The sequence below is a fragment of the Microbispora sp. GKU 823 genome (assembly GCF_002027145.1).
Lineage (GTDB): Bacteria > Actinomycetota > Actinomycetes > Streptosporangiales > Streptosporangiaceae > Microbispora > Microbispora siamensis.
Genome location: NZ_MWJN01000101.1, coordinates 1 through 24,735, shown reverse-complemented (window position 1 = coordinate 24,735; position 24,735 = coordinate 1). Strand labels below are relative to the sequence as shown.

Here is a 24,735-nt window from a genome sequence, read left to right as displayed (position 1 = left end):
CGTTTCTCCAAACCCGGAGGCCGCAAAGCTTTACGTGATCCTGTTGATCTTCAACCCGAGGGAGGTGAACTGTTCGAACGGTCTGTGGTAACCGCGTTCGATGTGGTTGACACCCCGCAGGGTCGAGGTGCCCTCGGCCACGGCGGCGGCCAGCACCGCGGAGAACCCGGCGCGGATGTCGGGGAGCGTGACGTCGGCCCCGCGCAGGTTGGAGACTCCGCGTACGACCGCCGAGTGCTTGGCGTTGGTGTCGTGGTAGCGGCACGCCGGTCCGCCCAGGCACTGGGCGAACACCTCGATCTCGCACCCCATCTTCTGCAACGCGGGCACGTACACGAGCCGGTTCTCGAACACCGTCTCGTGCAGCACCGACATGCCCTCGGCGCGGGTGAACAGCACCATCAGCGGCGTCTGCCAGTCCGTCATGAAGCCGGGGTGGGTGTCGGTCTGCACCGCCGCCGCGCGCAGGCCGTCCGGGGCGGAGGCGCACAGCCACTCGTCGGTTATCTCGAACCGCGCGCCCATCCTCGCCAGCGTGGTGATGGCGGTGACGAGCCGGTCCTGGTGGCAGCCGTGCACGCGCACCTCGCCGCCCGTCACCAGGCCCGCCACGAGGTAGGAGAACGCCTCGATGCGGTCGCCGGCCAGCCAGGTGGAGGCGCCGTGCAGCCGCTCGACGCCCTCGATGACGATGCGGCGGTCGGGGCTGAGCTCGATCATCGCGCCCATGCGCTGGAGGAACAGCGCCAGCTCCACCACTTCGGGCTCCATCGCCGCGCCCTTGATGACGGTCTTGCCCTCCGCCAGCACCGCCGTCATGAGGATCGTCTCGGTGGCGCCCACGCTGGGGTAGGGGAGCGTGATGCGGCTGCCGCGCAGCCGGGCCGCCTTGGCGGTGATGCCGTTGTCGCCGACCTCGATCTCCGCGCCCATCGACCGCAGCGCCTCGACGTGGAAGTTGACCGGCCTCCTGCCGATCGGGTCGCCGCCGACGAGGGGGACGAACGCCTCGCCCGCCAGGTGCAGCAGCGGACCGAGCATCAGGATCGGGATGCGGTTGAGCCCGGTGTACTCCTCCGGCACCCGCGGCCGGATCTCGGTGCCCCGCTCGATGGTGATCTCACCCGGGGTGATCTCCACGTGGATGCCGAGGGCTTCGAGCATGGCGGCGGTGAGCCCCACCTCGCCGACCTCGGGGGCGTTGTGCAGCGTGCTCGGGCCTGTGCCGAGCATCGCCGCCACCATGTGTTTCGAGACCGCGTTCTTCGATCCCCGGACCTCCACGTCCCCCCGCAGCGGGCCGGACGGGTCGATCTGCCATACCTCTTCGCTCACTCGGCCTCCTTGGCCCACACCGATACCGTGTGTCCCCTGCACCCGGCTTCAGCAAGAGTAACGGGACCGGACCCAATCACCACGTGGGTACTATCGGGACGGTGCGGCACCTGAGGGGCAATCTGGCGGCGATCGGCGTGACCGTCCTCGTGCTCGCCGTGCTCGGCGTGGTCGCCGGATACGTGTGGTCGGCGCTCGCCCCCGCCACGCGATACGTGCTGATCGACGGGGCGCCGCACGTGGCCGACCCCGAGACGCAGTCGCTCATCGAGGCCGACGGCTGGTTCGCGGTGGTCACCGGCGCGTTCGGCCTGGTCTGCGGAATCGCGGGGTACGTGCTGTCGCGCGGCCGGCCGGTCGAGGTCCTCCTGGGGCTCGCCGCCGGCGGGCTGCTCGCCGGGTACGTCGCGATGCTGGTCGGCGGCACGGCCAAGGGCGCGGTCCAGGCGGCGGGGCCGGGCGGCTACACCACCACGACCTCGCTGGACCTGACCGCGCACGGCGTGCTGTTCGCCTGGCCGCTCGTGGCCACCGCGGTCTTCTGGGTCATCGAGTTCGCCGTGACCTACAACGAGAGAAGCCGCTGAATCCTGACCACGCGAACACGAGCCCGCGCGGCCGGCGGGGGACACCTCGCGCGGGACGGTGCGATCAGCTGAGCCGGGGCCCGGTCCGCCAGAAGCCGGTGGCCTGCTCGAAGGCGTGCCCGAGGCGCAGGACGTCCATGTCGGCCCACGGCCTGCCCACGATCTGCAGGCCGACCGGGAGACCGTCGGGCGTGAAACCGCACGGCACCGACATCGCGGGCGCGTGCAGCACGCTGATCCAGTAGCACGACCGCATCCAGGCCAGGTAGTCGGGCATCTCCACCCCGGCCACCTCCATGACGTACGGTTGCTCGACCGGGAACGGCGGCACCTGGCTGACGGGCGCCACCAGGAAGTCGTAGCGGCCGAAGAACTCCCGCATGCGGTGGAACAGCCCGGTGCGCAACCGCTCGGCGCGGGCGAGGTCGGCCCCGGTGACCTTCCGCCCCTGCTCCACGTTCCAGGCGACGTTGGGACCCACCTCCGGAAGGTCGCCGAAGTTGAGCGCGTAGTACCACGACCGGTAGACGCGGAACGCCTCCTCGGCGTCGGACAGGTCCAGGTCCACCCGCTCGACCTTGGCTCCCAGCGCGGCCAGCGTCTCGGCCGCCCGCGCCGTCACCGCGGCGGTGCGGGGGTCGACCGGGAGGCCGCCGAGGTCGGGGCTGAAGGCGAGACGGACTCCGGCGAGGTCCATGTCGAGGGACGCCGCGAACGCCGTGCCGTCCTCGCGGATCGAGAAGGGCGAGACCGGGTCGAACCCGGCGACGGCCGACATGAACAGCGCCAGGTCGCCGACCGTGCGGGCCATCGGCCCCGGCACGCTGAGCGTGAACCAGGCCGCCGTCGCCGACTTCGCCGGCACCCGCCCCGGGGTGGGCCGCAGGCCCGCCACGTTGCAAAACGACGCGGGGTTGCGCAGCGAGCCGCCCATGTCGGAGCCGTCGGCGAGCGGCACCATCCGGCAGGCCAGCGCCGCGGCCGCGCCGCCGCTGCTGCCGCCCGCGCTCTTCGACAGGTCGTAGGGGTTGCGGGTCGCCCCGAACACCTCGTTGACCGTGTGCGAGCCGGTGCCGAACTCCGGAGTGTTCGTCTTGCCCAGGGCGATCCCGCCCGCCTCGCGGATGCGCCGCACGAGCGGGTCGTCCTCGGTGGGGACGTGGTTCGCGAACGCCCGCGAGCCGTACGTGGTCCGCACGCCCGCGGTGTCGGCGAGGTCCTTGTGCGCGACCGGGATGCCGTGCAGCGGGCCGCGCACCAGGCCGCGCCGCAGGTCCTCGTCGGCGCGGGCGGCCCGGTCGAGCGCCCGCTCGGCGGTCAGCGTCACGATGGCGTTGACCCGCGGGTTCGTCTCTTCGACGCGCCGCAGGCTCGCCTCGGTCAGTTCGACCGCGCTCACCTCGCGCGCCCGCAGCAGCGCGGCCATCTCCGTCGCGGTGAGATCGACCAGCTCGTTCACATTTCCCCCGTTCGGTGCGGTTCCCGGCCAGTCTCATGGCCGGTGAGCCGTACGGGCGATGGCAACAGTAGACAGGCTCAGAGCTTCGCGATGGGGGCGGTCACGGCCTGGGCGAGCCGGACGAGGTTGCCCGGCGCGGTCTCGATCTGCAGGCCGCGCGCCCGGCGGAGAAGTAGATCGTCTCGAAGCCGAGCGCGGACTCGTCCACCACGGTCGGCAGCCGCTTGCGCTGCCCGAGCGGGCTGATGCCGCCGACCACGTAGCCGGTCACCCGCTCCACCTTGGCCGCGTCGGCCATCGCCGCCCGCTTGCCCTTCAGCGCCGCTGCGAACGCCTTGAGGTCGAGCTTGCCCGCCACCGGCACGACCGCGACCGCCAGGCCCGCCTCGGTCTCCGCCACCAGCGTCTTGAAGATCCGCTCGTAGGGCAGCCCGAGCGCGTCGGCCGCCTCCTCGCCGTACGCTTGGGCGTTCGGGTCGTGGTCGTAGGGGTGAAGGGTGAACTCCGCCTTCGCCTGCGTGAGGGCGACCGTCGCCGGAGTGCTCTGGCCGCCCTTGCTCTTGGTCTTGCTCACGACGGCAAGCCTAGTGCGGACGCTCCTCCCCGCTTCGCCCGCTGCGGACAACCCGTCAGGGCAGGACGGAGCGTACGGCCTCGGGGGAGCGGGCCACCACGGCGGTGCCGTCGTCGGCGGTGATGATCGGCCGCTGGATCAGGATCGGGTGGGCGGCCATGGCCGCGATCCACCGTTCGCGGGACGCTTCGTCGCGCGGCCACGACTCCATGTCCAGCTCGGCCGCGACGGGTTCGCCGAGGCGGGCGACGTCCCAGGGCTCCAGGCCGAGGCGGCGCAGCACCCGGCGAGCTCCGCCGCGCTCGGCGGGTCCTCCAGGTAGTGCCGGACCGTGTACCCGGCGCCCTCGGCGTCGAGCAGCGACAAGGCCGACCGGCACTTCGAGCAGGCCGGGTTGATCCAGATCTCCATGCGGCCATTGTGCCGCCCGGCTGCGCGTAAACCGGTCCTCATGCCCACCCGGCGTATGGCAAAACGATCTAAAGGGGACAATCTTGTTACGTGACCTTTGCCGACGGCCGAGCGCGGAAGGGCAGCCGATGAGGACGGTTGGTGACGTGGCGAAGGGACAGGCGTGCCTGTTCGGTGGACTCGGCGTGTGCGTCACCCTGCGGCCGGAGGGCCTGGCGGTCAACCACGGCATGAGTTACTACGGGGTCCACTGGCAGACCGTGCTGCCGTACGCGGCGGGTCTCGCCGGGGCCGCGCTGTTCACCCACCGGGCGCTGCGCGACGCGGCGGCCCGCACGCCGTCCCCGGCCCGCCTGCGGCGGATGGCCGACTCGTTCGTCGTGCTGCTGGCCGGGATCGTGCTGACGCCCTACACCCTGGGCGGGGTGGTCGACTGGGCGCATCGGGGCCTGGGCGCGGCCCTGTTCGTGCTCCAGCTCCTGCTGGCCGGGTGGCTCGTCGCGTGGGCCCACGGTGACGTCGCCGGCGTCGCGTTCCTCCTGGTCCAGTTCGGCGGCGGCGTCCTCGCCGCGGTGTACGTGCTCCAGACCGAGGGGCTGCTCATCCACGGCGAGGCGACGTTCCAGCTCGGATTCGCCCTCGTGCTGGCCAGGACGCTCCCGCTGGTCGCGCCCCCGATCGCCGCGCCGTCCCCCGGCCGCGGGCGGCGCGCCCGCCAGCGCGCCGGCGGTCTCAGCCCAGTGAGATCGTGATCGGGCCGCCGCGCGGGTCCGCCCCGGACAGCAGGGACGACGGCACCCGGAACACCCGGCCGGGGGAGACCGGCCACGGCAGGGTGCGGCGGGCGACCTCGCGGCCGTCCTGCGTCACCACCACCCTGGCGACGGCGCGGTGCTCGTCCGGCCACAGCAGGATCCGGTGACGTGGCGGCGCGCCCGCGCCCGGCCTGACCAGCCCGGGGGAGACCCATCGGAACGGCGCCTCGGCCCGCAGCGGGATCCCCGCGCGTCTGTCCAAGCCCGACCACTCCGACGCGTGCCCGGACAGGTGCGCCAGGACGTGCTCCACCACGTGGCGGCCGTCGAGGGCGGCCACGTCGGCGGTGTCCACGGGGTGGACCAGGTTGCCGACGGCGAAAACGCCGGGGCGGCTGGTGGCCAGGGTGTTGTCCACGACCGGGCTCCTGCTGCCCGGGTCCATCGCCAGCCCGGCGGCCCGGGCCAGTTCGTGGTCCGGAACCCAGTCGCCTGTGAACACCACGGTGTCGCAGGGCACGGCGCGGCGCTCGCCGGTGCGCAGGTCCTCGACCTCGACCGACTCCACGGCGTCGCGGCCGTTGATCCGCACGACCCGGGTGGCGGTGGCGACGGGCACGCGCAGCACGGCGCGCCCCGGCACGCTGAACGCCGCGTACGACTCGGCACGGGCGTGCTCGCTGGTCATCAGCACCGTACGGCAGCCCGCCTCGCGCAGTGTGAGCACGGCCGACCAGCTCACCAGCTCGGCCCCGACGACGACGGCCCGCGTCCCCACCCTGCCGTGGTGCAGGTGGACCACGTTCTGGAGCTGCCCAGTCGTCAGCACGCCCGGCGGGCGGTCGCCCGGCACCATCCGGGCCGTACGGGGACGTTCCCTGGCGCCGGTCGCCAGGACGACGGCGCGGGCGTCCACCCGCAGGCGGCCCTCCGGGGTGGTGACGTCCAGGGCGTGTTCCCCAGCCCACCCGGTCACCATGGCCGAGGTGCGCACCAGCGCCCCGGCCTCCACCGCGCGGTCGGCCAGCAGACGGGCGTACGCCGGGCCGGTCATCACCGTGCGCAGGTCGCGCAGGCCGTAGCCGGTGTGGTCGCTGTGCCGGGGGATGCCCCCCGCCTCGCGCTCCCGGTCGAGCACCAGGACCCGCAAACCGGCCGCCGCGAGACCGGCGGCGGCGGTCAGCCCGGAGGGGCCGCCGCCCACGACGGCGACGTCGGTGGTGAGGTTCTTCATGACTCCTCCACAGAATCCGGCACGAGGGCGAGGCGCCGGCCGACCTCGGCTCCGCAGAAGAAGCCCTGGCAGCGGCCCATCATGGCCCGGGTGCGACGGCGCAGGCCGTCGATGTCGGCCGGGGGAAGCGGGGAGGCCAGGGCGTCCCTGATCTCCCCGGCGGTGACCCGCTCGCAGAAGCAGACCACGGTCCCGTACGCCGGGTCGCTCGCGATGAGGTCGTCGCGCATGTACGGCCGGGGGAACGCCTCGCCGATGTTGGGCATCCGGGGCGGCTCGGGCAGCTCGTCGCGTACGGAGGTGACGAGGCCCGCCTCGGCCAGCAGCCCGGCGGCGTGCTCGGCCAGCGCCATGGACGAGGTGAGCCCGGTGGACCGGATGCCGCCGAGCACGAGATAGCGCTGCGCCGCGTCGAGGTGCACCTGGTAGTCCCCGTGCTCGGTGGCGGCCCGCAGCCCGGCGTAGGAGGCCGTGACCTCCTCCTTCAGCAGCTCGGGCATGAGCGCGAGGCCCTTGTCCACCAGGAACGCGAACCCCTCCTCGGAGGTGGAGGTGTCGGCGCGGTCGCGCAGGTCCTCGGCGGTCGGGCCGAGCATCACGTTGCCGTAGATCGTCGGGCTGATCAGCACGCCCTTGCCGCGCGAGCTGGGCACGGGCAGCACGATGCGGTTCGCCAGCGGCCTGGCCATCTTGTCGAAGACCAGCAGCTCGCCGCGGCGCGGCGTCACCGTGAACCGTTCGTGCCCGAACAGGCGGTCGACGGCGTCGGAACCCAGCCCCGCGGCGTTGACGACCCAGCGGGCCCGCAGCGGGCCCCTGTTCGTCAGCAGCACGGTCTCCTCGCCGCCGTCGCGCTGGACGCCCTCGACCCGCGTGTTCAGCAGCACGCCGGTGCCCCGCGCCAGCGCCTCGGTGGCGAACGCGAGCGTGGTGGTCCACGGGCAGATGATCGACTCCCCGGGCACGGTCAGCCCGCCGAGCGCGCCGGGGCCGAGGGCCGGGACCAGCCGGTAGACCTCGTCCGCGCCGACGGTCTCGCACTCCCGGTAGCCGTTCTTCACCGCCTTGTCCGCCAGAGCGGGGAGCGCGGCCAGCTCTTCCTCGGTCCAGGCGACCAGCACCGCGCCGGTGCGCTCGACCGGGATGCCGGCGCGCTCGGCGTACCCGCCGAGCAGCTCGTATCCCCGCCGCACCAGGCGCGACTCCAGCGTCCCCGGCGTCGCGTCGAAGCCGGTGTGCAGGATCGCGGTGTTGGCCTTGCTGGTGCCGTCGCCGACGTCCGAGCGCGCCTCGACCAGCGCGACCGACAGGGCGCGGCCATCGCGTTCACGTCCCGCCAGCTCGCGGGCCACGGCGGCGCCCCACGACGCCGCCGCCGACCACCGCCACGTCGACCGTCCCGTCCGGCAGCGGCCCGACCTGCTGACTCCCCCGTTCATGCGTCCCTCCCCGTGTCGATCGCCGCGCGGACACCCCGCCGCCAGCGCGTCATGAACTCCTCCGCCCGCTCCGCCGGCCAGCGCGGCTCGTACGTCGTCGCCGGAGCCCACGCGGGCACGGCGTCCGCCACCGCGAGCGAGGGGGTCACGGCGAGGCGGGCCAGCGCGGCGGCGCCGAGTGCGGTCGCGTGCGGCGACGGGTAGACGTCCACCGGCGCCTGCAGCAGGTCCGCCTGGGCCTGCATGAGAGCGGCCGACCGGGTGAGCCCGCCGTCCACCCGCAGGCGGGCCAGCGGGCGGCCGAGGTCGCCGCGACGACCGCGGCCAGGTCGGCCACCTGGGCGGCGATGCCCTCCAGGACGGCCCGGATCAGGTGCCCGGGCCGGGTGGACAGCGTCATGCCGAGGAACGCGCCGGTCGCGTCCGGCCGCCACCAGGGCGCGGCCAGCCCGGCCAGCCCGGGGACGAACAGCGCGCCCTCGGCGTCCGGCGCGGCCAGCGCGTCCAGGTCGGAGGCGTCGCCGACAAGGCCGAGGCCGTTCAGCCACCGCACCGCGGAGGCCGCCGTGTAGACCTGCCCGTCCACGCAGTAGGGCGTGGCGCCCCTGGCCCGCCACGCCACCGACGTGGTCAGGCCGGAGGCCGAGCGCACCGCCCGCTCGCCGGTGTTGGCGAGCAGGAACGCCCCGGTGCCATACGTGCACTTGGCCTCGCCGGCCGACAGGCAGCCCTCCGCCAGCAGCGCGGCCTGCTGGTCGACGACCAGGCCGCCGACCGGGATCTCCCCGCCGAAGGCCCGGGTCGTCCCGACGACCTCGTCGCAGGCGACGATGGCGGGCAGGCGCTCGCCGTCCAGGCCGAACAGGCCGAGCAGCTCCCCGCTCCACTCGACCGCGTCGAGGTCGAGCAGCGCCGACCTGCTCGCGGTCGCCGCATCGGTGACGAACTCGCCGGTCAGGTGGTGGACGAGCCAGGTGTCGCTGGTCGTCACCACCCCCTCGCGGGTGAGGTTGCGGCGGATCCAGGCCATCTTCGGCGCCGAGAAATAGGGGTCGAGCACGAGCCCGGTCAGCTCGGCGACCCTCTCGGCATGATCGGCGAGACCGGCGCACACCTCTTCGGCCCGCCGGTCCTGCCACACCAGCGCCGTCGTCAACGGCTCGCCGGTCGCCGGGTCCCAGGCCAGCACGGTCTCGCCCTGGTTGGCCAGCGTGACCGCGCCCACGGGCACGCCCGCCGCGGCGACGGCCTCCCGCCCGGCGGCCAGGACCGAGCCGAGCAGCTCCCCGGGGTCCTGCTCCACCCGCCCGCCCGGCAGGTACGCGGGGCGGACGGGCGCCTCGGCCAGCGCGAGGACGGCGCCGTCGCCGCCCACCACGATCGCCTTCGTGCCCGAGGTGCCCTGGTCGATCGCCAGTACGGCCGGCGCGCTCACAGGAGCTCCGCGGCGTCGCCGGTCTCGCGGGTCAGGCGGTCCCGGCCGCGCACCCACACCACGGCGAACACGACGGCGCCGAGCACGAGCGAGCCCAGGGCGTACACCTGCGCGGTGCGGAAGTCGGACGGGATGAGGAAGATCGCCAGCTCGATCACCAGCCAGATCACCGCGCCCGCCACGACCAGCGGCTCCCACTTCCCGAGGCGGAAGTCGTCGGGCCGCGGCCGGTGCCTGCGGCGGGTGCCGAGGTAGAGCGCGACCGTGCCGGCGTACAGCAGGGCGGGCATGAGCGTGCCCGCCCCGAGGAGCTGCGACAGGGCGTCGGCGTTGCCGGAGAAGGCGAGCACGATGGCGATCGACGCGCCGGCCGCGAGCACGGTGGCCCAGGTCGGGCCGCCGGTGGCGCGCGGCACCCGGCTCAGCGCCCCGGAGAACGGCAACCGGCCGTCGCGGGCCATCGCATGGACCAGCCGGCTGCAGCTCACCATGATGACCAAGCCGCAGGCGAAGATCGCGAGGCTCACGACGACGAGGAAGGCCCGCGCCACCCCGGCGCCGAGGACGTTCTCGACCACCTGGGCGACGGGCGCTGAGGAGGCGGTGATCGCCGCCACGTCGTCCCCCGAGGGCGGCGGTGACCACGACGAGGAACAGCATGCCGAGGGCGACGCTGAGCAGGATCGCGCGGACCATCGCCCGGGGCACCACCTGCTTGGGGTTGATCGTCTCCTCGGCGAGGTTGGCCGCCGACTCCCAGCCGACCAGCGTGAACGCGCCGAGCAGGGCAGACAGCATGAACGGCCCGAGCCAGCCGAAGTAGCCGTCGCCGGAGACGGCGCCGGTGGAGGTGAGGTTGGACCACTCGGCGTGGCCCCCGAAGATCGCGAACCCGGCGATCAGCAGGGTCAGCCCGATCATCGCGATCACCTCGGCGCTCACCGCGAGGTTGTTGATCTTCGTGGTGATCGGGGTGGACCAGATGATCAGAACCATCTGGACGACCAGCACGACGAGCGTGGTGAGCGCGCCGGCCATGGGCGTGTACTCCCAGCCGAACAGCGGGAACAGCGCCACCTGGGCGAGGCCGTAGTCGACCGCCACCGCGACGATCGCGAGGAACGCGAACGACACCCAGCCGAACCACCAGCCCAGCACCGGCGAGGCGAGCCTGCTCGCCCACTGGTAGCTGTAGCCCGACAGCGGGATGCGGCTGGCCAGCGCGCCGTACAGGAGGGCGACCGCGACCGTGCCCGCGCCGACGATCGGCCAGGTCCAGATGCCCGCGGGCCCGCCCGAGTTGAGCACGGTGCCGTATGTGGTGAACAGGCCGGTGGTGATCGAGATGAAGGAGAACGCGACGGCGAAGGACTCGAACGACTTCAGCGTGCGCGAGAACTGCTGGGCGTATCCGGCGTGGGAGATGGCCGCGTCGGCCTGATCATGAGATGGCGGGCGCGTGGAAGGATGGGTCATGGATCGTCTCCTGGCTGGAGCTGGGGAGATTGCAACGGTCCGGGCCCGGCGGCGTGGCCGCGCCGCCGGGCCACCTTTTGGTCGTGTCCGACGAATCAAGCCCTGCTGCGCGTGGCCCAGGCGGCGCCTCGCCGCGTTGTCGTCGTCGCCCGTGGCCTCCGGCCACGAGCTCCTCCTCCGCCTTGCGATGCATCCACCTGGATCCACGCTCGCGGCGGGCAGCATTCGTCGGACACTCCCTACGGGTTGATCACCTCGGCACCCGCCCTGACCAGGGCGGACGCGAGCGCGGAAGGGGGTTCCCCGTCCGTGATGAGGCCGGACAGGTCGTCCAGGGCGCACACCCGGTAGGCGGCGACCCTGCCGTGCTTCGAGCTGTCGGCGAGCACGTACGTCCTGGCGGTGTTGGCGAGGATCACGCGTTTGGTCGCGACCTCGTCCAGGAAGTAGTCGGTGAGCCCGGCTTCGGCGTCCACCCCGCCGGAGCCGAGGAACGCCACGTCGGCGCGCAGGTCCTGGAAGAACCCCAGCGTGTGGGCGTTGGAGACGGCGAGGTCGCCCTGCCGTACGCGCCCGCCCGCCACCAGCACCTCGACGCCGGGGCGGCCCGCGAGCTCGGCCGCCACCAGCAGCGAGCAGGTGGCGACCACTCCCCGGAAGGACGGGGGGACGGCCCTGGCGACGTGGACGGCCGTGGTGCCCACGTCGATGACCACGGTCTGGCCCGGCCGCAGGAGCTGCGCCGCGAGCTCGCCGATCACGGCCTTCGCCTCCGACTGGCTGGTCGAGCGCTCCAGGTAGGACAGCTCCTCGCCGGTGCCGGACGGCGCCGAGGTGGCCCCGCCGTGCACGCGGACGAGCAGCGCCCGGCGCTCCAGGATCGCCAGGTCGCGCCGGACGGTCTCGTGGGAGACGCCGAGCAGTGCGGCCAGGTCCTCGGTGCGCACGGTCCCCTTCCGCCCGAGGGCTTCGATGATCCGCTGGTGGCGCTGTGCCGGAAGCAAGAGATCCGCCTTTGACCGAATGTGACTGGTATTGCCCGAGAGTGTGGATTAGTGCCCGAAAACCTGTCAAGAGTCGGACCGGTAAAACGTGCGGGGGAGCAGATTCCCAGCTCCCGAGCGGTGCGCGTGCCAGTGAAACGTCCGTCCCGAATGCTGGACGCACACGGATCCGTCCCTGGTCGTCCGTAGACTGGGACGGTGATTTCCCGTATCGACCTGCGCGGGTCCCTTCCTGCCGACCTGCGCGACGTGCTGCCCCGCGCCGAACTCGACGTCGAGGCCGCCCTGGAGAAGGTGCGGCCCATCTGCGAGGAGGTCCGCCATCGCGGCGCGGCAGCCGTACGGGAGCTGACCGCGAGATTCGACGGCGTCGAGCTGGAGTCCGCCCGGGTGCCCGCCGAGGCGCTCACACGCGCCCTGGAGGAGCTGGACCCGGCCGTGCGCGCGGCCCTGGAGGAGTCGATCCGCCGCGCCCGCCTGGTCCACCGCGACCAGCGGCGCACCGACACCACCACGCAGGTCGTGCCGGGCGGAACGGTCACCGAGCGCTGGGTGCCGGTCGACCGCGTGGGGCTGTACGTCCCCGGCGGCCGGGCCGTCTATCCCTCCAGCGTGGTCATGAACGTGGTCCCCGCCCAGGAGGCGGGCGTGCCCTCGCTGGCCGTCACCTCGCCCGCGCAGAAGGAGTTCGGCGGGCTCCCGCACCCCACCATCCTCGCCGCTTGCGCGCTGCTCGGCGTCGACGAGGTGTACGCCGTGGGCGGCGCCCAGGCCGTGGCGATGTTCGCCTACGGCACCGAGGAGTGCCGCCCGGCCACGATGGTGACCGGTCCCGGCAACATCTGGGTGGCCGCGGCCAAGCGGCTGCTCAAGGGCCGCATCGGCATCGACTCCGAGGCCGGGCCCACCGAGATCGCGGTCCTCGCCGACGAGACCGCCGACCCCGTGCACGTCGCGGCCGACCTGATCAGCCAGGCCGAGCACGACGTCATCGCCGCCTCCGTGCTGGTCACCACCAGCGTGGAGCTGGCCGACGCGGTGGAGAAGGAACTGCCCGGCCAGGTGGCGGCGACCCGGCACTCCGAGCGCATCACCGAGGCGCTCGCCGGCCGCCAGTCGGGCATCGTGCTCGTCTCGAACATCGAGGACGGGCTGAAGGTCGTGGACGCCTACGCCGCCGAGCACCTGGAGATCCAGACGGCCGACGCCCGCGCGGTCGCCGCCCGGGTGCGCAACGCCGGCGCGATCTTCGTCGGGCCGTACGCGCCGGTGTCGCTCGGCGACTACATGGCGGGCTCCAACCACGTGCTGCCGACCGGCGGCTGCGCCTGCCACTCCTCGGGGTTGTCGGTGCAGACGTTCCTGCGCGGCATCCACGTGGTGGACTACAGCCGCGAGGCGCTGGCCGGGGCCGCGCCGTACGTGTGCGCGCTCGCCGACGCCGAGGACCTGCCCGCCCACGGCGCCGCCATCCGCGCCCGCTTCGACTGGGAAGTGCCCGCATGACGACCCTCGACGACCTGCCGATCCGCGACGACCTGCGCGGCAAGCAGCCGTACGGCGCGCCGCAGCTCGACGTGCCGGTGCAGCTCAACACCAACGAGAACCCCTACCCCCCGTCGGCCGCGCTGATCGACGACCTCGCCCGTGCCGTACGGCAGGGCGCGGCGACGCTGAACCGCTACCCCGACAGGGACGCCGTCGAGCTGCGCAAGGACCTCGCCGACTACCTCGGCCACGGGCTGACCGCGCGCCAGCTGTGGGCGGCCAACGGCTCCAACGAGATCATCCAGCAGATCCTCCAGGCGTTCGGCGGCCCCGGCCGCTCGGCCATCGGGTTCGAGCCGTCGTACTCCATGCACCCGATCATCGCGGGCGGCGCGAACACCCGCTGGATCGAGGGCCTGCGCGAGGAGGACTTCGCGCTCGACCCCGACGCCGCCGTGGCGGCGATCGAGGAGCACCGCCCCGACGTGGTGTTCCTGACCTCGCCGAACAACCCGACCGGCACGGCCCTGCCGCTGGAGGTGATCGAGCGGATCCTCGCCGCCGCGCCCGGAATGGTCGTGGTGGACGAGGCGTACGCCGAGTTCGCCCGCACCGGCACCCGGTCGGCGCTGACCCTGTTGCCCGGCAACCCCCGGCTGATCGTGACGCGGACCATGTCCAAGGCGTTCGCGATGGCCGGCACCCGGCTCGGCTACCTCGCCGCCGATCCCGCGGTGGTCGACGCCATGCTCTTGGTCCGCCTGCCCTACCACCTGTCCACGCTGACCCAGGCGGCGGCCCGGGTGGCGCTGGCGCACCGCGAGGAGCTGCTGGGCACGGTGGACGCGTTGCGCGCCGAGCGGACGCCACCGTGGACTGGCTGCGCGGACGCGGCCTGGTGGCCGCCGACTCCGACGCCAACTTCGTGCTGTTCGGTACGTTTGCGGATCGGCGGTCCGTATGGGAGGGACTGCTCGATCGCGGGGTGCTGATCCGGGAGACCGGTCCCGCGGGCTGGCTGCGCGTGTCGATCGGCACGCCGGAAGAGATGGCGGCGTTCCGCGCCGCGCTGGAGGGGGTCCTCGCATGACCGAGCTCAACGAGCGCCGCGGCCGCGTCGAGCGCACGACGAAGGAGACGTCGGTGCTGGTCGAGGTGTGCCTCGACGGCACCGGGATCGTCGACGTGTCCACCGGTGTGGGGTTCTACGACCACATGCTCGCCCAGCTCGGCAAGCACGGCCTGTTCGACCTGACCGTGAAGACCGAGGGCGACCTGCACATCGACGCCCACCACACGATCGAGGACACCTCGATCGCGCTCGGCGCGGCGTTCCGCGAGGCCCTGGGCGACAAGTCGGGCATCCGGCGGTTCGGCAGTGCCTCCTGTCCGCTGGACGAGGCGCTCGCGCAGGTCACGGTGGACCTGTCCGGCCGGCCGTACCTCGTCCACACCGAGCCCGAGGGCATGGCCCCGATGATCGGGCCCGACTACGACACCACCATGACCCGGCACATCCTGGAGTCGTTCGTCGCGCAGGCGGCGGTCTGCCTCCACGTGCACGTGCCGTACGGGCGCAACGCCCACCACATCGTGGAGGCGCAGTTCAAGGCGCTGGCGCGGGCGCTGCGCGAGGCGTCGGAACGGGACCCCCGGGCGACCGGCGTGCCCAGCACCAAGGGCGTCCTCTGATGACCTTCGCGTCCGGAGGGATGATCTTCATCGGCCTCTTCCTGATCGGCGGGGTCATCTCGGGCATACGGCAGGGCCTCAAGCTGCTGGCGGCGCTCGCCGGCGTCGGGGCCGCCATGGCGATCACCGCGGGGGTGATGTGGTGGCAGTGAGCAAGCGCGTGGTCGTGCTCGACTACGGCTCGGGCAACCTCCGCTCGGCCGAGCGGGCGCTCGCCCGGGTCGGGGCGGACGTCACCGTCACCGCCGACTTCGACGCGGCACTCGACGCGGACGGGCTCGTCGTCCCCGGCGTCGGGGCGTTCGCCGCGTGCATGGAGGGGCTGAAGGGCGTGCGCGGCGACCAGATCGTCGGCCGCCGGCTGTCCGGCGGGCGCCCGGTGCTCGGGATCTGCGTCGGCATGCAGATCCTGTTCGAGAAGGGCGTCGAGCACGGCGTCCACACGGAGGGCTGCGGCGAGTGGCCCGGCACGGTCGAGCGGCTCGACGCGCCCGTGCTGCCCCACATGGGGTGGAACACCGTGACCGCGCCCGAGGGCAGCGTGCTGTTCCGCGGCCTGGAGGAGGGGACGCGCTTCTACTTCGTCCACTCCTACGGCGTGCGCGACTGGCGGCTGGAGGCCGGCGACGGCTTCCGCGCGCCGCTGGTCACCTGGGCCGAGCACGGCGTGCCGTTCGTGGCCGCCGTCGAGAACGGTCCCCTCATGGCCACCCAGTTCCACCCGGAGAAGTCCGGGGACGCGGGGGCCGTGCTGCTGTCCAACTGGCTGAGCACGTTGTGAGCGTGTCCGGCACGCGAAATCTCGAGGCAGCGGTGCGACACTGGTGAACGGCGGGGCTGCGGCGCGTACGTCCGGCCAGGCCGTGACCGGACCTGAGCGGGAGGCCCGATGAGCAAGGAACGGGCCCGCCGGAGGGCGGAGCGCGAAGCCGAGCGCGAACGCCTCGCGGCGGCCCGGGCCGAGCGCGAGGCGAGGGCCGCCAGGCGGCGCGAGATGCGCCGGCGGCTCGTCGGGCCCGTCACCGGGGCCGTGGCCGCGGTGCTGCCGCGGCCGGCCAGGCCGGTGCGGGTAGCCCGGCAGCGCGGGTACATCGCCCGCCGGCGCCGCACCGAGAACGCCGTCGTCGCCGTGCTGTGGTTCCTCGTCCAGGCGCTCGCCTGGATCCTGCTCGACTCGTGGATGGCCCGGCTGGGCGTGTTCCTCGGCTCGATCCTGCTGCTCCCGGTGCTCGTCACCATCGTCTTCGACCGGAGGTCATGACCAAATGTCGCTCGTATTGCTCCCAGCCGTCGACGTCGCCGACGGCCAAGCCGTCCGCCTCGTGCAGGGCGAGGCGGGGACGGAGACCTCGTACGGGGATCCGCTCGCCGCCGCCCTGGCCTGGCAGAAGGCCGGCGCGGAGTGGATCCACCTGGTCGACCTCGACGCGGCGTTCGGCCGGGGGAGCAACCGCGAGCTGCTCGCCTCCGTCGTCGGCGCGCTCGACGTGCACGTGGAGCTGTCCGGTGGAATCCGCGACGACGCCTCGCTCGAGGCCGCGCTGAGCACCGGCTGCCGCCGGGTCAACATCGGCACCGCCGCGCTGGAGAACCCGGAGTGGTGTGCCAAGGCGATCGCCGAGCACGGCGACCGCATCGCGGTGGGGCTGGACGTGCGCGGCACCACGCTGGCCGCCCGCGGCTGGACCCAGGAGGGCGGCGACCTGTGGGAGGTGCTCGACCGGCTGGAGTCGGAGGGCTGCCCCCGCTACGTCGTCACCGACGTCACCAAGGACGGCACGCTTCGCGGTCCCAACCTCGACCTGCTGCGCGAGGTCTGCGCGCGGACCGACCGCCCGGTCATCGCCAGCGGCGGGGTGTCCTCGCTCGACGACCTGCGGGCGATCGCGACGCTCGTGCCGGACGGCGTCGAGGGCGCCATCGTGGGCAAGGCGCTGTACGCCCAGGCGTTCACCCTGGAAGAGGCGCTCGCGGCGGTGAAGTCCGCATGAGCGAGCGCAGCGAGCGAATCAGAGAGCACAGCGCCTGGCGAAGTGCCGGATTGCGCGCCTCCGGCACGACCGGACTCCGAGCCGAAGGCGAGGAGGTGGCATGAGCACGCAGATGCCCGAAGGGCGGATCTCCTCCGGCGGCCCCTGGGAGGACCGTTACGGCTACGCCCGCGCGGTCGTCGCCGGGCCCCACGTGCTCGTGTCCGGCTGCACCGCCACCGTCGGCGGGGAGGTCCAGCACGTGGGCGACGCCTACCAGCAGACGCTCACCGCCTTCTCCATCGCGCTGGACGCCGTGGAGAAGGCCGGCACCACCCGGGCCGACGTGGTGCGCACCCGTCTGTACGTGGTGAACGCCGGCGACTTCGACGCCGTCGGCAAGGCGCACGGCGAGATCTTCGGCGACGTACGGCCCGTGTGCACGAGCGTGCAGGTCGCCGGGCTGGTCGACGAGCGCATGCTGGTCGAGGTCGAGGTCGAGGCGTATCGGCCGGTGGAACGCGGCAGCGATGAGGACTGAGCGATGACCGTAGCGGTGCGGGTGATCCCCTGCCTGGACGTCGACGCGGGCCGGGTCGTCAAGGGGGTCAACTTCGAGAACCTCAGGGACGCCGGCGATCCGGTCGAACTGGCCGCGCGCTACGACGCCGAGGGGGCCGACGAGCTGACCTTCCTCGACATCACCGCCTCCTCGGGCGAGCGCGAGACCATGCTCGACGTGGTGCGCCGTACGGCCGAGCAGGTGTTCATCCCGCTGACGGTCGGCGGAGGTGTGCGGTCGGCCGACGACGTGGACCGGCTGCTGCGCGCGGGCGCCGACAAGGTCGGCATCAACACCGCCGCCATCGCCCGGCCGGAACTGCTGACCGAGACCTCGCGCCGGTTCGGGTCGCAGTGCATCGTGCTGTCGGTGGACGCGCGCCGGGTGGTCGACGGGCCGCCCACGCCCTCCGGTTTCGAGGTGACCACCCACGGCGGGCGCCGGGGGACCGGCATCCGACGCGGTGGAGTGGGGCCCGGCGCGGGGGAGGAGCTCGGCGTCGGCGAGATCCTGCTCAACTCGATGGACGGCGACGGCACCAAGTCGGGATACGACCTGGAGATGCTGCGGGCCGTACGGGCGGCCGTGAGCGTCCCGCTGATCGCCTCCGGCGGCGCCGGGCGGCTGGAGGACTTCCCGCCCGCGGTGGACGCCGGGGCGGACGCCGTGCTGGCGGCGTCGGTCTTCCACTTCGGCCAGCTCAAGATCCACGAGGTGAAGGACACGCTGCGCGCGGCCGGTCATCCGGTCCGCTGAGCGCCCACCGGGCCGCTCACAGGCCGCTCACCGGGGGGCCGGGATCCGGCCCCCGGTCGGTGGGTCCTCAGTCGATGTCGACGATCGCGGTGGGGTAGGCGTCCGGGCCGGTGCCGAGCGAGGAGGACGCCATCGACTGGGACTGCCACTGCCCCTGGAAGGAGCCGCCGCACCCGTCGTCGCCCCAGCAGGTCGCGGCGGCGGACGCCTCGTGGGCCGGTTGGGCCGCCGCGAGACCGACGGCGGCGAGGAACGCCAGGCCCAGCAGGCTCGGGAAACGCTTGGCACGCATAGCTGTCTCCTGTCCGTCGAGGGATCATTCGGCGCTCCGGAGTCCGCCTCCTCCATGGTCAGCCGGACATCGCGCAACCGTCCATACCAATCACCGCAAATAGGACGATAGTGGGCGAAACCCGGCATGCGCGATTGTGCGGTCTTTTATCGGGATCCCTCCCGAAAGGGAACGGCCCTCTCCCGCATCTGCCCTAGAGTTGCCAGTGATCATCGTCTCGCCACCGGAGGAACATGTGTCCGGCCCCACCTCGCTCGACGACGTCCGCCGCCGCATCGACGAGCTCGACGCCCGTCTGACGACGCTGCTGGCCGAGCGGCAGCGTCTCGTGCGCGCTGCGGCCGCCTTCAAGACGGACGAGCAGGCCGTACGGGCTCCTGACCGGGTGGAGCGGGTCGTGACCGCGGCGCGGGAGCGCGCGGAGCGTGAGGGCTTGTCCCCTGAGGTCGCCGAGGCCGTCTGGCGGGCGATGATCGGGGCGTTCGTGGAATACGAGCTCACGGAGCACCGGCAGCGCGGGTAACGCGTCTCGGCACCCGCTCCCGTTCACCGGAGCCCTGGGAAATCAAGCGGGTGTGAGAACGGGGCCTGGGGGCAGAGGTCTTGGGCCTCGGGATGAGCCGCTCGCCGGTCGAAGGGATGCGAAAGGAGAGGCCGGCGGAGCAAGGGCGGATGCCCTGCCGGCCTGTGAGCGGAGAGCCTCGCGGCTCTGACTGTCACTACGGTTGGGTCGTCGTTCGTCGCTGCCTGTGGTCGTGGTCGGGGCTACCTGAGGGAGAGCGGGGGCGGGCGGTCCGCGGCCTCAACTCAGGACCGAGGTGAAGAAGGTCGCCAGTCGGCTGGCTCCGGTGTTGACCGTGTCGAACACGCCGCGCACGGCGCCTGCCGCCGCGTGCGGCTGGCTGTAGAGGTAGAAGACCACGAACGCGATGGCCGCGTACGTAAGAACCTTCTTCACCTTCATCGGGGGGCCTCCTGCAATCGGTATCCCGGTTGTTTGTACCCGGCGGCAGTGTTGATCATAACTAGCCGAGAGGACATGAGGCCGTTCCGCCCTCATCGTGAGACGGCGGGATCCACGGTCTCGTCGCGGCGTGGTCCGGACTCCTCCCGGGCCTGCCCGGACACCGCCGGAACAACGCGGCCCAGCCCCGCGACGAACGGGGTCAGGCCCGGGAAAAGCGAGGTCAGCCCGAGAAGAGCGAGGTGAAGAACGCGGACAGGCGTTCGGCTCCCGTGCTGATGCCCCCGAAAAGGTTCCTGACCGCGCCGGCGGCGTTCGCCGGCTGCGTGAACAAATAGAAGATCACAAATGCGATGGCCAGGTAGGTCAGGACCTTCTTGAGGTTCATCCGGGGCTCCCAAACGCTCCCACACATCGTGGCTGGTCTCATGCTGCCCCATTGCACGACGTTTACGTGGAGGATTCCGGACAAGTCCCGCGACTCCCTCCTCATGGCCCCAATCGGGCCTCCTGGAGCCGGGCGACCGCCGCGGCGTCCCCGTCGTACGTCACCCGGGCGTGCGCCTGCCGGCCGAACGCGAACAGCAGCAGCTCCGACGGCTCACCGGTGACCACCACGGCGGGCTCCGCCATCCGCCCGGCGGCCTTGGCGCCGTCGGGGCGGCGGAGCACGACCCCCACCGGAGCCTTGCGCAGGAAGAGCCGGGCGGTGCCGCGCAGCCGGTTCCAGAACGCCTCCTGCAGGTCCCTCGGGATGACCCGGGGCTCCCAGCCGGCCTGCGCCCGGCGCACGTCCTCGTGATGGATGAACAGCTCCACCGTGTTGACGATCTCGTCCAGGCGGGGGACCAGGCCGTACGGCGTCCAGCGCGGCGGGCCGTGGCGGACGAGCCCGACCAGCTCGGGGTAGGGGTGGCTCCGCTTGATGCGGTCCTGCACGGTGGCGGTGTAGCCCGCGAGGAACGGCAGTGCGATGCCGGGCGCGGCGTCGAGCCGGCGCTCGCGCAGGACGAGGTGGGCCGCGAGGTCCTCGGTCGCCCACCCCTCGCACAGCGTGGGCGCCTCGGGACCGAGGCGGTCGAGCAGGTCGCAGAGCGCCGCGCGCTCCGTCTGGGCGTGTGTCACGGGATCAGCCTACGTCCGCCACGCCCTCGGGCCCGGCGGCCGAGCACGTCCGAGGAATAAACAGGTTGATCAGGATGATAGGGAGTAACTAGGACCAAGGGCTTGGGTGGCGTCGGTCCGGTGACCGATCCGGTGACGTCCCCGAGTGAGTAACGTCCCCCTCCGGGGCGCTCGCAGGGAGCGGCCCCGGTTGGTCCCCCGATCGGAAGGAACGCACCGCGTGCCGACGAAGGAGTCCCCCGCGCGGCCCGGCAGCTCAATCATGCTCCAGGGTCTCAAGGTCATCGGCGTGGCGATCAGGACCGAGCCGAGGATCTTCACCGGCGCGGTCCTCGCCAGCGCCCTCTACGGCGCGATGACCGTCGCCTCGTCCTGGGCGCTCGGCTGGGCGACCGACAACGCGGTGCTGCCCGCGTTCCGGAATGGCACGGCGAGCACCGGCGTGCTGGTTGCGGCGGCCCTGCTGATCGTCGGCGTGGCGGTGCTCAAGGCCGCGGGAATCATGGGCCGGCGCATCATGGCGGGGATCCACCAGTACCGCATGCAGGCCCACTCCCGCCGCGCGGTCACCCGGCAGTATCTGCGGCTGCCCCTCGCCTGGCACCACCGCCACCCCACCGGGCAGCTGCTGTCCAACGCCAACTCCGACGTCGAGGCGGCCTGGGGGCCGCTCGCCCCGCTGCCGATGGCGGTGGGCGTGGTCGTGATGCTCGTGACGGCCGCCGTGGCGATCGTGCTGGTCGACCCGGTGCTCGCCGTCGTGGGCTTCCTGATCTTCCCGGCCGTTGCCGTGCTCAACCTGGTCTACCAGCGCAGGCTTTCCCCGCTCGCGATGCGGGCCCAGCAGTTGCGGGCCGAGGTGAGCGAGGTCGCGCACGAGAGCTTCGACGGCGCGCTCGTCGTCAAGACCCTCGGCCGGGAGGACGCGGAGACCGCGCGGTTCCAGGCGAAGGCCGACGCGCTGCGGGACGCCAACGTCGCCGTCGGCCGGGTCCGCGGGCTGTTCGACCCCCTGCTCGAGGCGCTGCCCACGCTGGGCGTGCTCGCCGTGCTGCTCGTCGGATCGCTGCGGCTGGAGTCCGGCGGCGTCGCGGCAGGCGACCTGATCCAGGTCGCCTATCTGTTCACCCTCCTCGCCTTCCCCGTACGGGCGCTCGGCTGGGTGCTGGCCGAGCTGCCGCGCAGCGTCGTCGGCTGGACGCGAGTCAGGGACGTCCTCGACGCCACCGGCTCCATGGAGTACGGCACCGCCCGCCTGGACGCCTCCGGCCCGGCCCGGGTGGAGGCCGAGGGCGTCTCCTACGCGTACGTGCCGGGGAACGCGGTGCTGAGGGACGTGAGCTTCGCCGTCGCGCCGGGCCGTACGATCGCGGTCGTCGGGCCGACCGGGGCGGGCAAGTCGACGCTCACCCAGCTGCTCGCGCGCCTGATCGACCCCGACGAGGGCGTCGTGCGCGTCGACGGCGTCGACCTGCGCGAGGCGGCCAGAGGCGAGGTGAGCGCCTCGGTGGCGCTCGTCCCGCAGCAGACGTTCCTGTTCGACGACACCGTGCGCGGCAACATCGCGCTCGCCGGGCAGGTGCCGGACGAGCGGGTCTGGGCCGCGCTGCGGCTCGCGCAGGCCGACGGCTTCGTCAGCGCGCTGCCGTCCGGCCTGGACACCCGGATCGGCGAGCGCGGCGCGACGCTGTCGGGCGGTCAGCGCCAGCGCCTCGCGCTGGCCCGCGCGCTCGTGCGCGAGCCCCGGCTGCTCATCCTCGACGACGCCACCTCCAGCGTCGACCCGCAGGTCGAAAAGCGCATCCTGTACGGCCTGCGCGACGGCGCCGCCGAGGCCACGGTGATCGTGGTCGCCTACCGGATGGCGACGATCGCGCTGGCCGACGAGGTCGTCTACCTGGAGCAGGGCGTGGTCGCCGACCACGGCACGCACGAGGAGCTGCTGGTCCGCTGCCCGGGCTACCGCGACCTCGTCACCGCCTACGAGCGCGAGGAGGCCGAGCGGCCGCGCTCGACATCCGCGAAGACACCGATGAGGAGGTCGTCGCATGACGCACGGCCCGAAGCCCCTGACGAGGAGTGTGACGCGGTGACCGCCGTGACCGACACGGCCACAGGAGAGACCTCGTCCCTGCGGTCGGCCGACCGGGGCGCCCTGGAGACGCTCAGGCAGGGACTGCGGCTGTCGCCGGAGTTCCGCCGCGGGCTCGCCGGGACGCTCGTGCTTGCCGTGCTGGCGACACTGGGCAAGGTCGTCGTGCCGATCGCCGTGCAGCAGGTGATCGACCGCGGCCTGCGCTCGGGCGTGCCCGACCTGCCCTTCATCCGGAACGCGGTGGCCCTGTGCGCGCTCGCCGTCGTGCTGACCGCGCTGTGCGGCTACCTCATGAACGTCCGGCTCTACCGTTCCACCGAGTCGGGCCTGGCGGCCCTGCGCGGTAAGGGCTTCCGGCACGTGCACGACCTGTCGGTGCTGACGCAGAACACCGAGCGGCGTGGCGGCCTCGTCTCCCGGGTGACCGGCGACGTCGACCAGATCAGCACGTTCATGCAGTGGGGCGGGCTGATGGTCATCGTGTCCGCCGGCCAGCTGGTGGTGGCGACCGTGCTCATGGCCGTCTACTCCTGGCAGCTCACGCTGCTCGTGTGGGTCTGCTTCCTGCCGCTGGTGCTGGCCCTGCCCCGGTTCCAGCGGCTGGTGGCCGGGGCGTACACCCGGGTGCGCGAGCGCGCCGGCGACGTCCTCGCCGCCGTCAGCGAGTCGGTCGTCGGCAGCGCGGTGATCCGGGCGTACGGTTCGGAGGACCGCACGGCCGAGCGGATCGACACGGCGGTGGACGGGATGCGCGCGGCGCAGACCCGGGCCCAGAAGATCGTCGGATTCACGTTCCCCGCCACCGAGCTGGTCGCCTCGATCACGGTCGCCCTGGTGGTCGTGGCCGGGGTCTGGCTGGGCGTGGCCGAGTCGATCACGGCGGGGCGGCTCATCGCCTTCCTGTTCCTGATCACGCTGTTCATCAGCCCGCTGCAGACCGCGACCGAGGTGCTGAACGAGGCGCAGAACGCGATCGCCGGATGGCGGCGCATCCTGGGCGTGCTCGACACCCCGGCCGACGTGGCCGACCCGGAGAACGGCGCGACGCTGCCGCGCGGCCCGATCTCGGTGCGCTTCGACGGCGTGGGCTTCGCCTACCCCGGCGGGCCGCCGGTGCTCCACGACGTGTCGGTCGAGATCCCGCCGCGCACGCGGGTCGCGGTGGTGGGGGAGACCGGCTCGGGCAAGACGACCTTCGCCAAGCTGCTCACCCGGCTCATGGACCCGACGTCCGGCCGGATCCTCGTGGACGGGACCGATCTGCGCACGGTCAGCTTCTCCTCGCTCAGGGAGCGGATCGTCATGGTCCCGCAGGACGGGTTCCTGTTCGACTCGACGCTCGAGGACAACATCCGCTTCGGACGGCCCTCGGCGACCCGGGAGGAGATCACCCGGGCCCTGACCGAGCTCGGCCTGGCCGACTGGCTCGACGGCCTGCCCGCCGGCCTGGACACTCCGGTCGGCCAGCGGGGCGAGTCCCTGTCGGCCGGAGAGCGGCAGCTCGTCGCGCTCGCCCGTGCCTATCTCGCCGACCCCGACCTGCTGCTGCTCGACGAGGCCACCTCCGCCGTGGACCCCGCCACCGAGGTGCGCCTCGCCCGCGCCCTCGACGGCGTCACCCGCGGTCGTACGGCCATCTCGATCGCCCATCGCCTGTCCACCGCCCAGGCGGCCGACGAGGTCCTGGTGTTCGAGCACGGCCGGATCGTCCAGCGCGGCCCGCACGCCGTCCTGGTCGAGCAGCCCGGCGTGTACGCCGACCTCTACGCCTCCTGGACCACCGCCACCACCGCGTCCTGAAATTCGGCGCGAAAGCCCGAGGTCGGCGACACCGCCGGTCGAAGTCCGCGTGCGCGGGGCCTGATACACATGGGAACGATGGTGATCAGTGCGGCGGCGCGTCTCGGCGTGATGGGCGGTCTGGCCGTGCCGGCGCTGGTCGTGGCGGTCTCGGCGCTGCTGTTCGCCGTGGCGCGCGCACGGACGCTCGGCGTCTCGCTCTCGGCGATGGGCGTGGGCGCCGGGATCTGGACGGCGGGCCGTGCACGCCGTCGCGGCGCGGCCGTCCGGCTGGGCCGCCGG

The 24,735-nt window shown here is 72.9% G+C and carries 26 protein-coding genes and 3 pseudogenes; 14 read left to right on the top strand and 15 right to left on the bottom strand.

What is annotated here, in order from left to right:
* Window positions 1–30: 30 nt before the first annotated feature.
* Complete coding sequence (gene murA / locus B1L11_RS35695) at window positions 31–1,335, bottom strand: UDP-N-acetylglucosamine 1-carboxyvinyltransferase (RefSeq protein WP_079319717.1); 1,305 nt, start codon at window positions 1,333–1,335, stop codon at window positions 31–33.
* Window positions 1,336–1,436: 101 nt separating this feature from the next.
* Here murA and B1L11_RS35690 point away from each other — a divergent pair, with 101 nt between their 5' ends.
* On the top strand, window positions 1,437–1,922 hold the full coding sequence (locus B1L11_RS35690; RefSeq protein ID WP_079319716.1) for a hypothetical protein: 486 nt from the start codon (window positions 1,437–1,439) through the stop codon (window positions 1,920–1,922).
* Between the two features lie 64 nt (window positions 1,923–1,986).
* On the opposite strand, the gene B1L11_RS35685 is transcribed toward B1L11_RS35690, so the two are convergent.
* The 3 genes and pseudogenes from B1L11_RS35685 to B1L11_RS54295 form a co-directional block, all read right to left on the bottom strand.
* The gene (locus tag B1L11_RS35685) at window positions 1,987–3,381 is read right to left on the bottom strand and encodes an amidase (protein WP_079319715.1); all 1,395 of its coding nucleotides are present in this window, start codon (window positions 3,379–3,381) and stop codon (window positions 1,987–1,989) included.
* 77 nt (window positions 3,382–3,458) lie between these two features.
* A pseudogene (ybaK, locus tag B1L11_RS35680) lies at window positions 3,459–3,955 on the bottom strand (Cys-tRNA(Pro) deacylase).
* Window positions 3,956–4,010: 55 nt separating this feature from the next.
* Complete coding sequence (locus B1L11_RS54295) at window positions 4,011–4,238, bottom strand: ArsC/Spx/MgsR family protein (protein ID WP_306291748.1); 228 nt, start codon at window positions 4,236–4,238, stop codon at window positions 4,011–4,013.
* 274 nt (window positions 4,239–4,512) lie between these two features.
* On the opposite strand from B1L11_RS54295, the gene B1L11_RS35670 reads away from it, so the two are divergent.
* Entirely contained in the window at window positions 4,513–5,118 is a 606-nt protein-coding gene (locus B1L11_RS35670) for a hypothetical protein (protein WP_079319714.1), read from the top strand.
* Here the strand turns inward: B1L11_RS35670 and B1L11_RS35665 are convergent.
* The 7 genes and pseudogenes from B1L11_RS35665 to B1L11_RS35645 form a co-directional block, all read right to left on the bottom strand.
* Window positions 5,099–6,355, bottom strand: coding sequence for an NAD(P)/FAD-dependent oxidoreductase (locus B1L11_RS35665; protein ID WP_079319713.1), 1,257 nt, complete (start codon window positions 6,353–6,355; stop codon window positions 5,099–5,101). The two genes, B1L11_RS35670 and B1L11_RS35665, sit on opposite strands and share 20 nt — an antisense overlap.
* Window positions 6,352–7,794, bottom strand: a complete 1,443-nt coding sequence (locus B1L11_RS35660; RefSeq protein ID WP_256863179.1) for an NAD(P)/FAD-dependent oxidoreductase — start codon at window positions 7,792–7,794, stop codon at window positions 6,352–6,354. Before B1L11_RS35660 ends, B1L11_RS35665 begins: the two co-directional genes overlap by 4 nt.
* On the bottom strand, window positions 7,791–8,039 hold the full coding sequence (locus tag B1L11_RS52780; RefSeq protein WP_256863178.1) for an FGGY-family carbohydrate kinase: 249 nt from the start codon (window positions 8,037–8,039) through the stop codon (window positions 7,791–7,793). The genes B1L11_RS35660 and B1L11_RS52780 overlap by 4 nt, the downstream gene beginning before the upstream one ends.
* Window positions 7,940–9,229 (bottom strand): FGGY family carbohydrate kinase, encoded by a 1,290-nt coding sequence (locus tag B1L11_RS35655; protein ID WP_256863177.1) that lies wholly within the window; start codon window positions 9,227–9,229, stop codon window positions 7,940–7,942. Before B1L11_RS35655 ends, B1L11_RS52780 begins: the two co-directional genes overlap by 100 nt.
* Window positions 9,226–9,846: an amino acid permease gene (locus tag B1L11_RS48965; protein WP_218671519.1), complete on the bottom strand. Its 621-nt coding sequence runs from the start codon at window positions 9,844–9,846 to the stop codon at window positions 9,226–9,228. The genes B1L11_RS35655 and B1L11_RS48965 overlap by 4 nt, the downstream gene beginning before the upstream one ends.
* Before the next feature lie 67 nt (window positions 9,847–9,913).
* Window positions 9,914–10,705, bottom strand: a pseudogene (locus tag B1L11_RS55470) (amino acid permease); the annotation flags it as partial.
* Between the two features lie 239 nt (window positions 10,706–10,944).
* The gene (locus B1L11_RS35645) at window positions 10,945–11,709 is read right to left on the bottom strand and encodes a DeoR/GlpR family DNA-binding transcription regulator (RefSeq protein ID WP_079319712.1); all 765 of its coding nucleotides are present in this window, start codon (window positions 11,707–11,709) and stop codon (window positions 10,945–10,947) included.
* Window positions 11,710–11,907: 198 nt separating this feature from the next.
* Here B1L11_RS35645 and hisD point away from each other — a divergent pair, with 198 nt between their 5' ends.
* The 9 genes and pseudogenes from hisD (at window position 11,908) to hisF (ending at window position 18,177) form a co-directional block, all read left to right on the top strand.
* Entirely contained in the window at window positions 11,908–13,215 is a 1,308-nt protein-coding gene (gene hisD, locus B1L11_RS35640; RefSeq protein ID WP_079319711.1) for a histidinol dehydrogenase, read from the top strand.
* Window positions 13,212–14,287: pseudogene (locus tag B1L11_RS35635) on the top strand (histidinol-phosphate transaminase). The gene hisD and the pseudogene B1L11_RS35635 overlap by 4 nt, the downstream one beginning before the upstream one ends.
* A complete protein-coding gene (hisB, locus tag B1L11_RS35630) occupies window positions 14,284–14,889 on the top strand; it encodes an imidazoleglycerol-phosphate dehydratase HisB (protein WP_079319710.1) in 606 nt (201 codons plus the stop codon). Before B1L11_RS35635 ends, hisB begins: the two are co-directional and overlap by 4 nt.
* The gene (locus tag B1L11_RS47390) at window positions 14,889–15,041 is read left to right on the top strand and encodes a hypothetical protein (RefSeq protein WP_179155475.1); all 153 of its coding nucleotides are present in this window, start codon (window positions 14,889–14,891) and stop codon (window positions 15,039–15,041) included. Before hisB ends, B1L11_RS47390 begins: the two co-directional genes overlap by 1 nt.
* Window positions 15,038–15,670 (top strand): imidazole glycerol phosphate synthase subunit HisH, encoded by a 633-nt coding sequence (gene hisH, locus B1L11_RS35625; RefSeq protein WP_143737778.1) that lies wholly within the window; start codon window positions 15,038–15,040, stop codon window positions 15,668–15,670. The genes B1L11_RS47390 and hisH overlap by 4 nt, the downstream gene beginning before the upstream one ends.
* Before the next feature lie 108 nt (window positions 15,671–15,778).
* Window positions 15,779–16,150, top strand: a complete 372-nt coding sequence (locus tag B1L11_RS35620; protein ID WP_079319708.1) for a hypothetical protein — start codon at window positions 15,779–15,781, stop codon at window positions 16,148–16,150.
* 4 nt (window positions 16,151–16,154) lie between these two features.
* Entirely contained in the window at window positions 16,155–16,880 is a 726-nt protein-coding gene (priA, locus tag B1L11_RS35615; RefSeq protein WP_079319707.1) for a bifunctional 1-(5-phosphoribosyl)-5-((5-phosphoribosylamino)methylideneamino)imidazole-4-carboxamide isomerase/phosphoribosylanthranilate isomerase PriA, read from the top strand.
* 100 nt (window positions 16,881–16,980) lie between these two features.
* The gene (locus tag B1L11_RS35610; protein ID WP_079319706.1) at window positions 16,981–17,400 is read left to right on the top strand and encodes a RidA family protein; all 420 of its coding nucleotides are present in this window, start codon (window positions 16,981–16,983) and stop codon (window positions 17,398–17,400) included.
* Window positions 17,401–17,403: 3 nt separating this feature from the next.
* Window positions 17,404–18,177, top strand: coding sequence for an imidazole glycerol phosphate synthase subunit HisF (gene hisF, locus B1L11_RS35605; RefSeq protein ID WP_079319705.1), 774 nt, complete (start codon window positions 17,404–17,406; stop codon window positions 18,175–18,177).
* Window positions 18,178–18,244: 67 nt separating this feature from the next.
* On the opposite strand, the gene B1L11_RS35600 is transcribed toward hisF, so the two are convergent.
* Window positions 18,245–18,469: a hypothetical protein gene (locus B1L11_RS35600; protein ID WP_079319704.1), complete on the bottom strand. Its 225-nt coding sequence runs from the start codon at window positions 18,467–18,469 to the stop codon at window positions 18,245–18,247.
* A gap of 235 nt (window positions 18,470–18,704) precedes the next feature.
* Here B1L11_RS35600 and B1L11_RS35595 point away from each other — a divergent pair, with 235 nt between their 5' ends.
* Window positions 18,705–18,992, top strand: coding sequence for a chorismate mutase (locus tag B1L11_RS35595; RefSeq protein WP_079319720.1), 288 nt, complete (start codon window positions 18,705–18,707; stop codon window positions 18,990–18,992).
* A 279-nt stretch (window positions 18,993–19,271) separates the two neighbouring features.
* On the opposite strand, the gene B1L11_RS47385 is transcribed toward B1L11_RS35595, so the two are convergent.
* From B1L11_RS47385 to B1L11_RS35590, 3 genes are all read right to left on the bottom strand, one after another.
* Window positions 19,272–19,427: a hypothetical protein gene (locus B1L11_RS47385; RefSeq protein ID WP_167538708.1), complete on the bottom strand. Its 156-nt coding sequence runs from the start codon at window positions 19,425–19,427 to the stop codon at window positions 19,272–19,274.
* Between the two features lie 229 nt (window positions 19,428–19,656).
* Window positions 19,657–19,821, bottom strand: coding sequence for a hypothetical protein (locus tag B1L11_RS47380; protein WP_179155474.1), 165 nt, complete (start codon window positions 19,819–19,821; stop codon window positions 19,657–19,659).
* A 101-nt stretch (window positions 19,822–19,922) separates the two neighbouring features.
* Window positions 19,923–20,558 (bottom strand): TIGR03085 family metal-binding protein, encoded by a 636-nt coding sequence (locus B1L11_RS35590; RefSeq protein ID WP_079319703.1) that lies wholly within the window; start codon window positions 20,556–20,558, stop codon window positions 19,923–19,925.
* A gap of 262 nt (window positions 20,559–20,820) precedes the next feature.
* Here B1L11_RS35590 and B1L11_RS52760 point away from each other — a divergent pair, with 262 nt between their 5' ends.
* Together B1L11_RS52760 and B1L11_RS35575 are read left to right on the top strand one after the other, a co-directional pair.
* Window positions 20,821–24,453: an ABC transporter ATP-binding protein gene (locus tag B1L11_RS52760; RefSeq protein ID WP_256863181.1), complete on the top strand. Its 3,633-nt coding sequence runs from the start codon at window positions 20,821–20,823 to the stop codon at window positions 24,451–24,453.
* A gap of 69 nt (window positions 24,454–24,522) precedes the next feature.
* The coding region (locus tag B1L11_RS35575) for a hypothetical protein (RefSeq protein ID WP_143737777.1) at window positions 24,523–24,735 on the top strand (213 nt) is incomplete at its 3' end.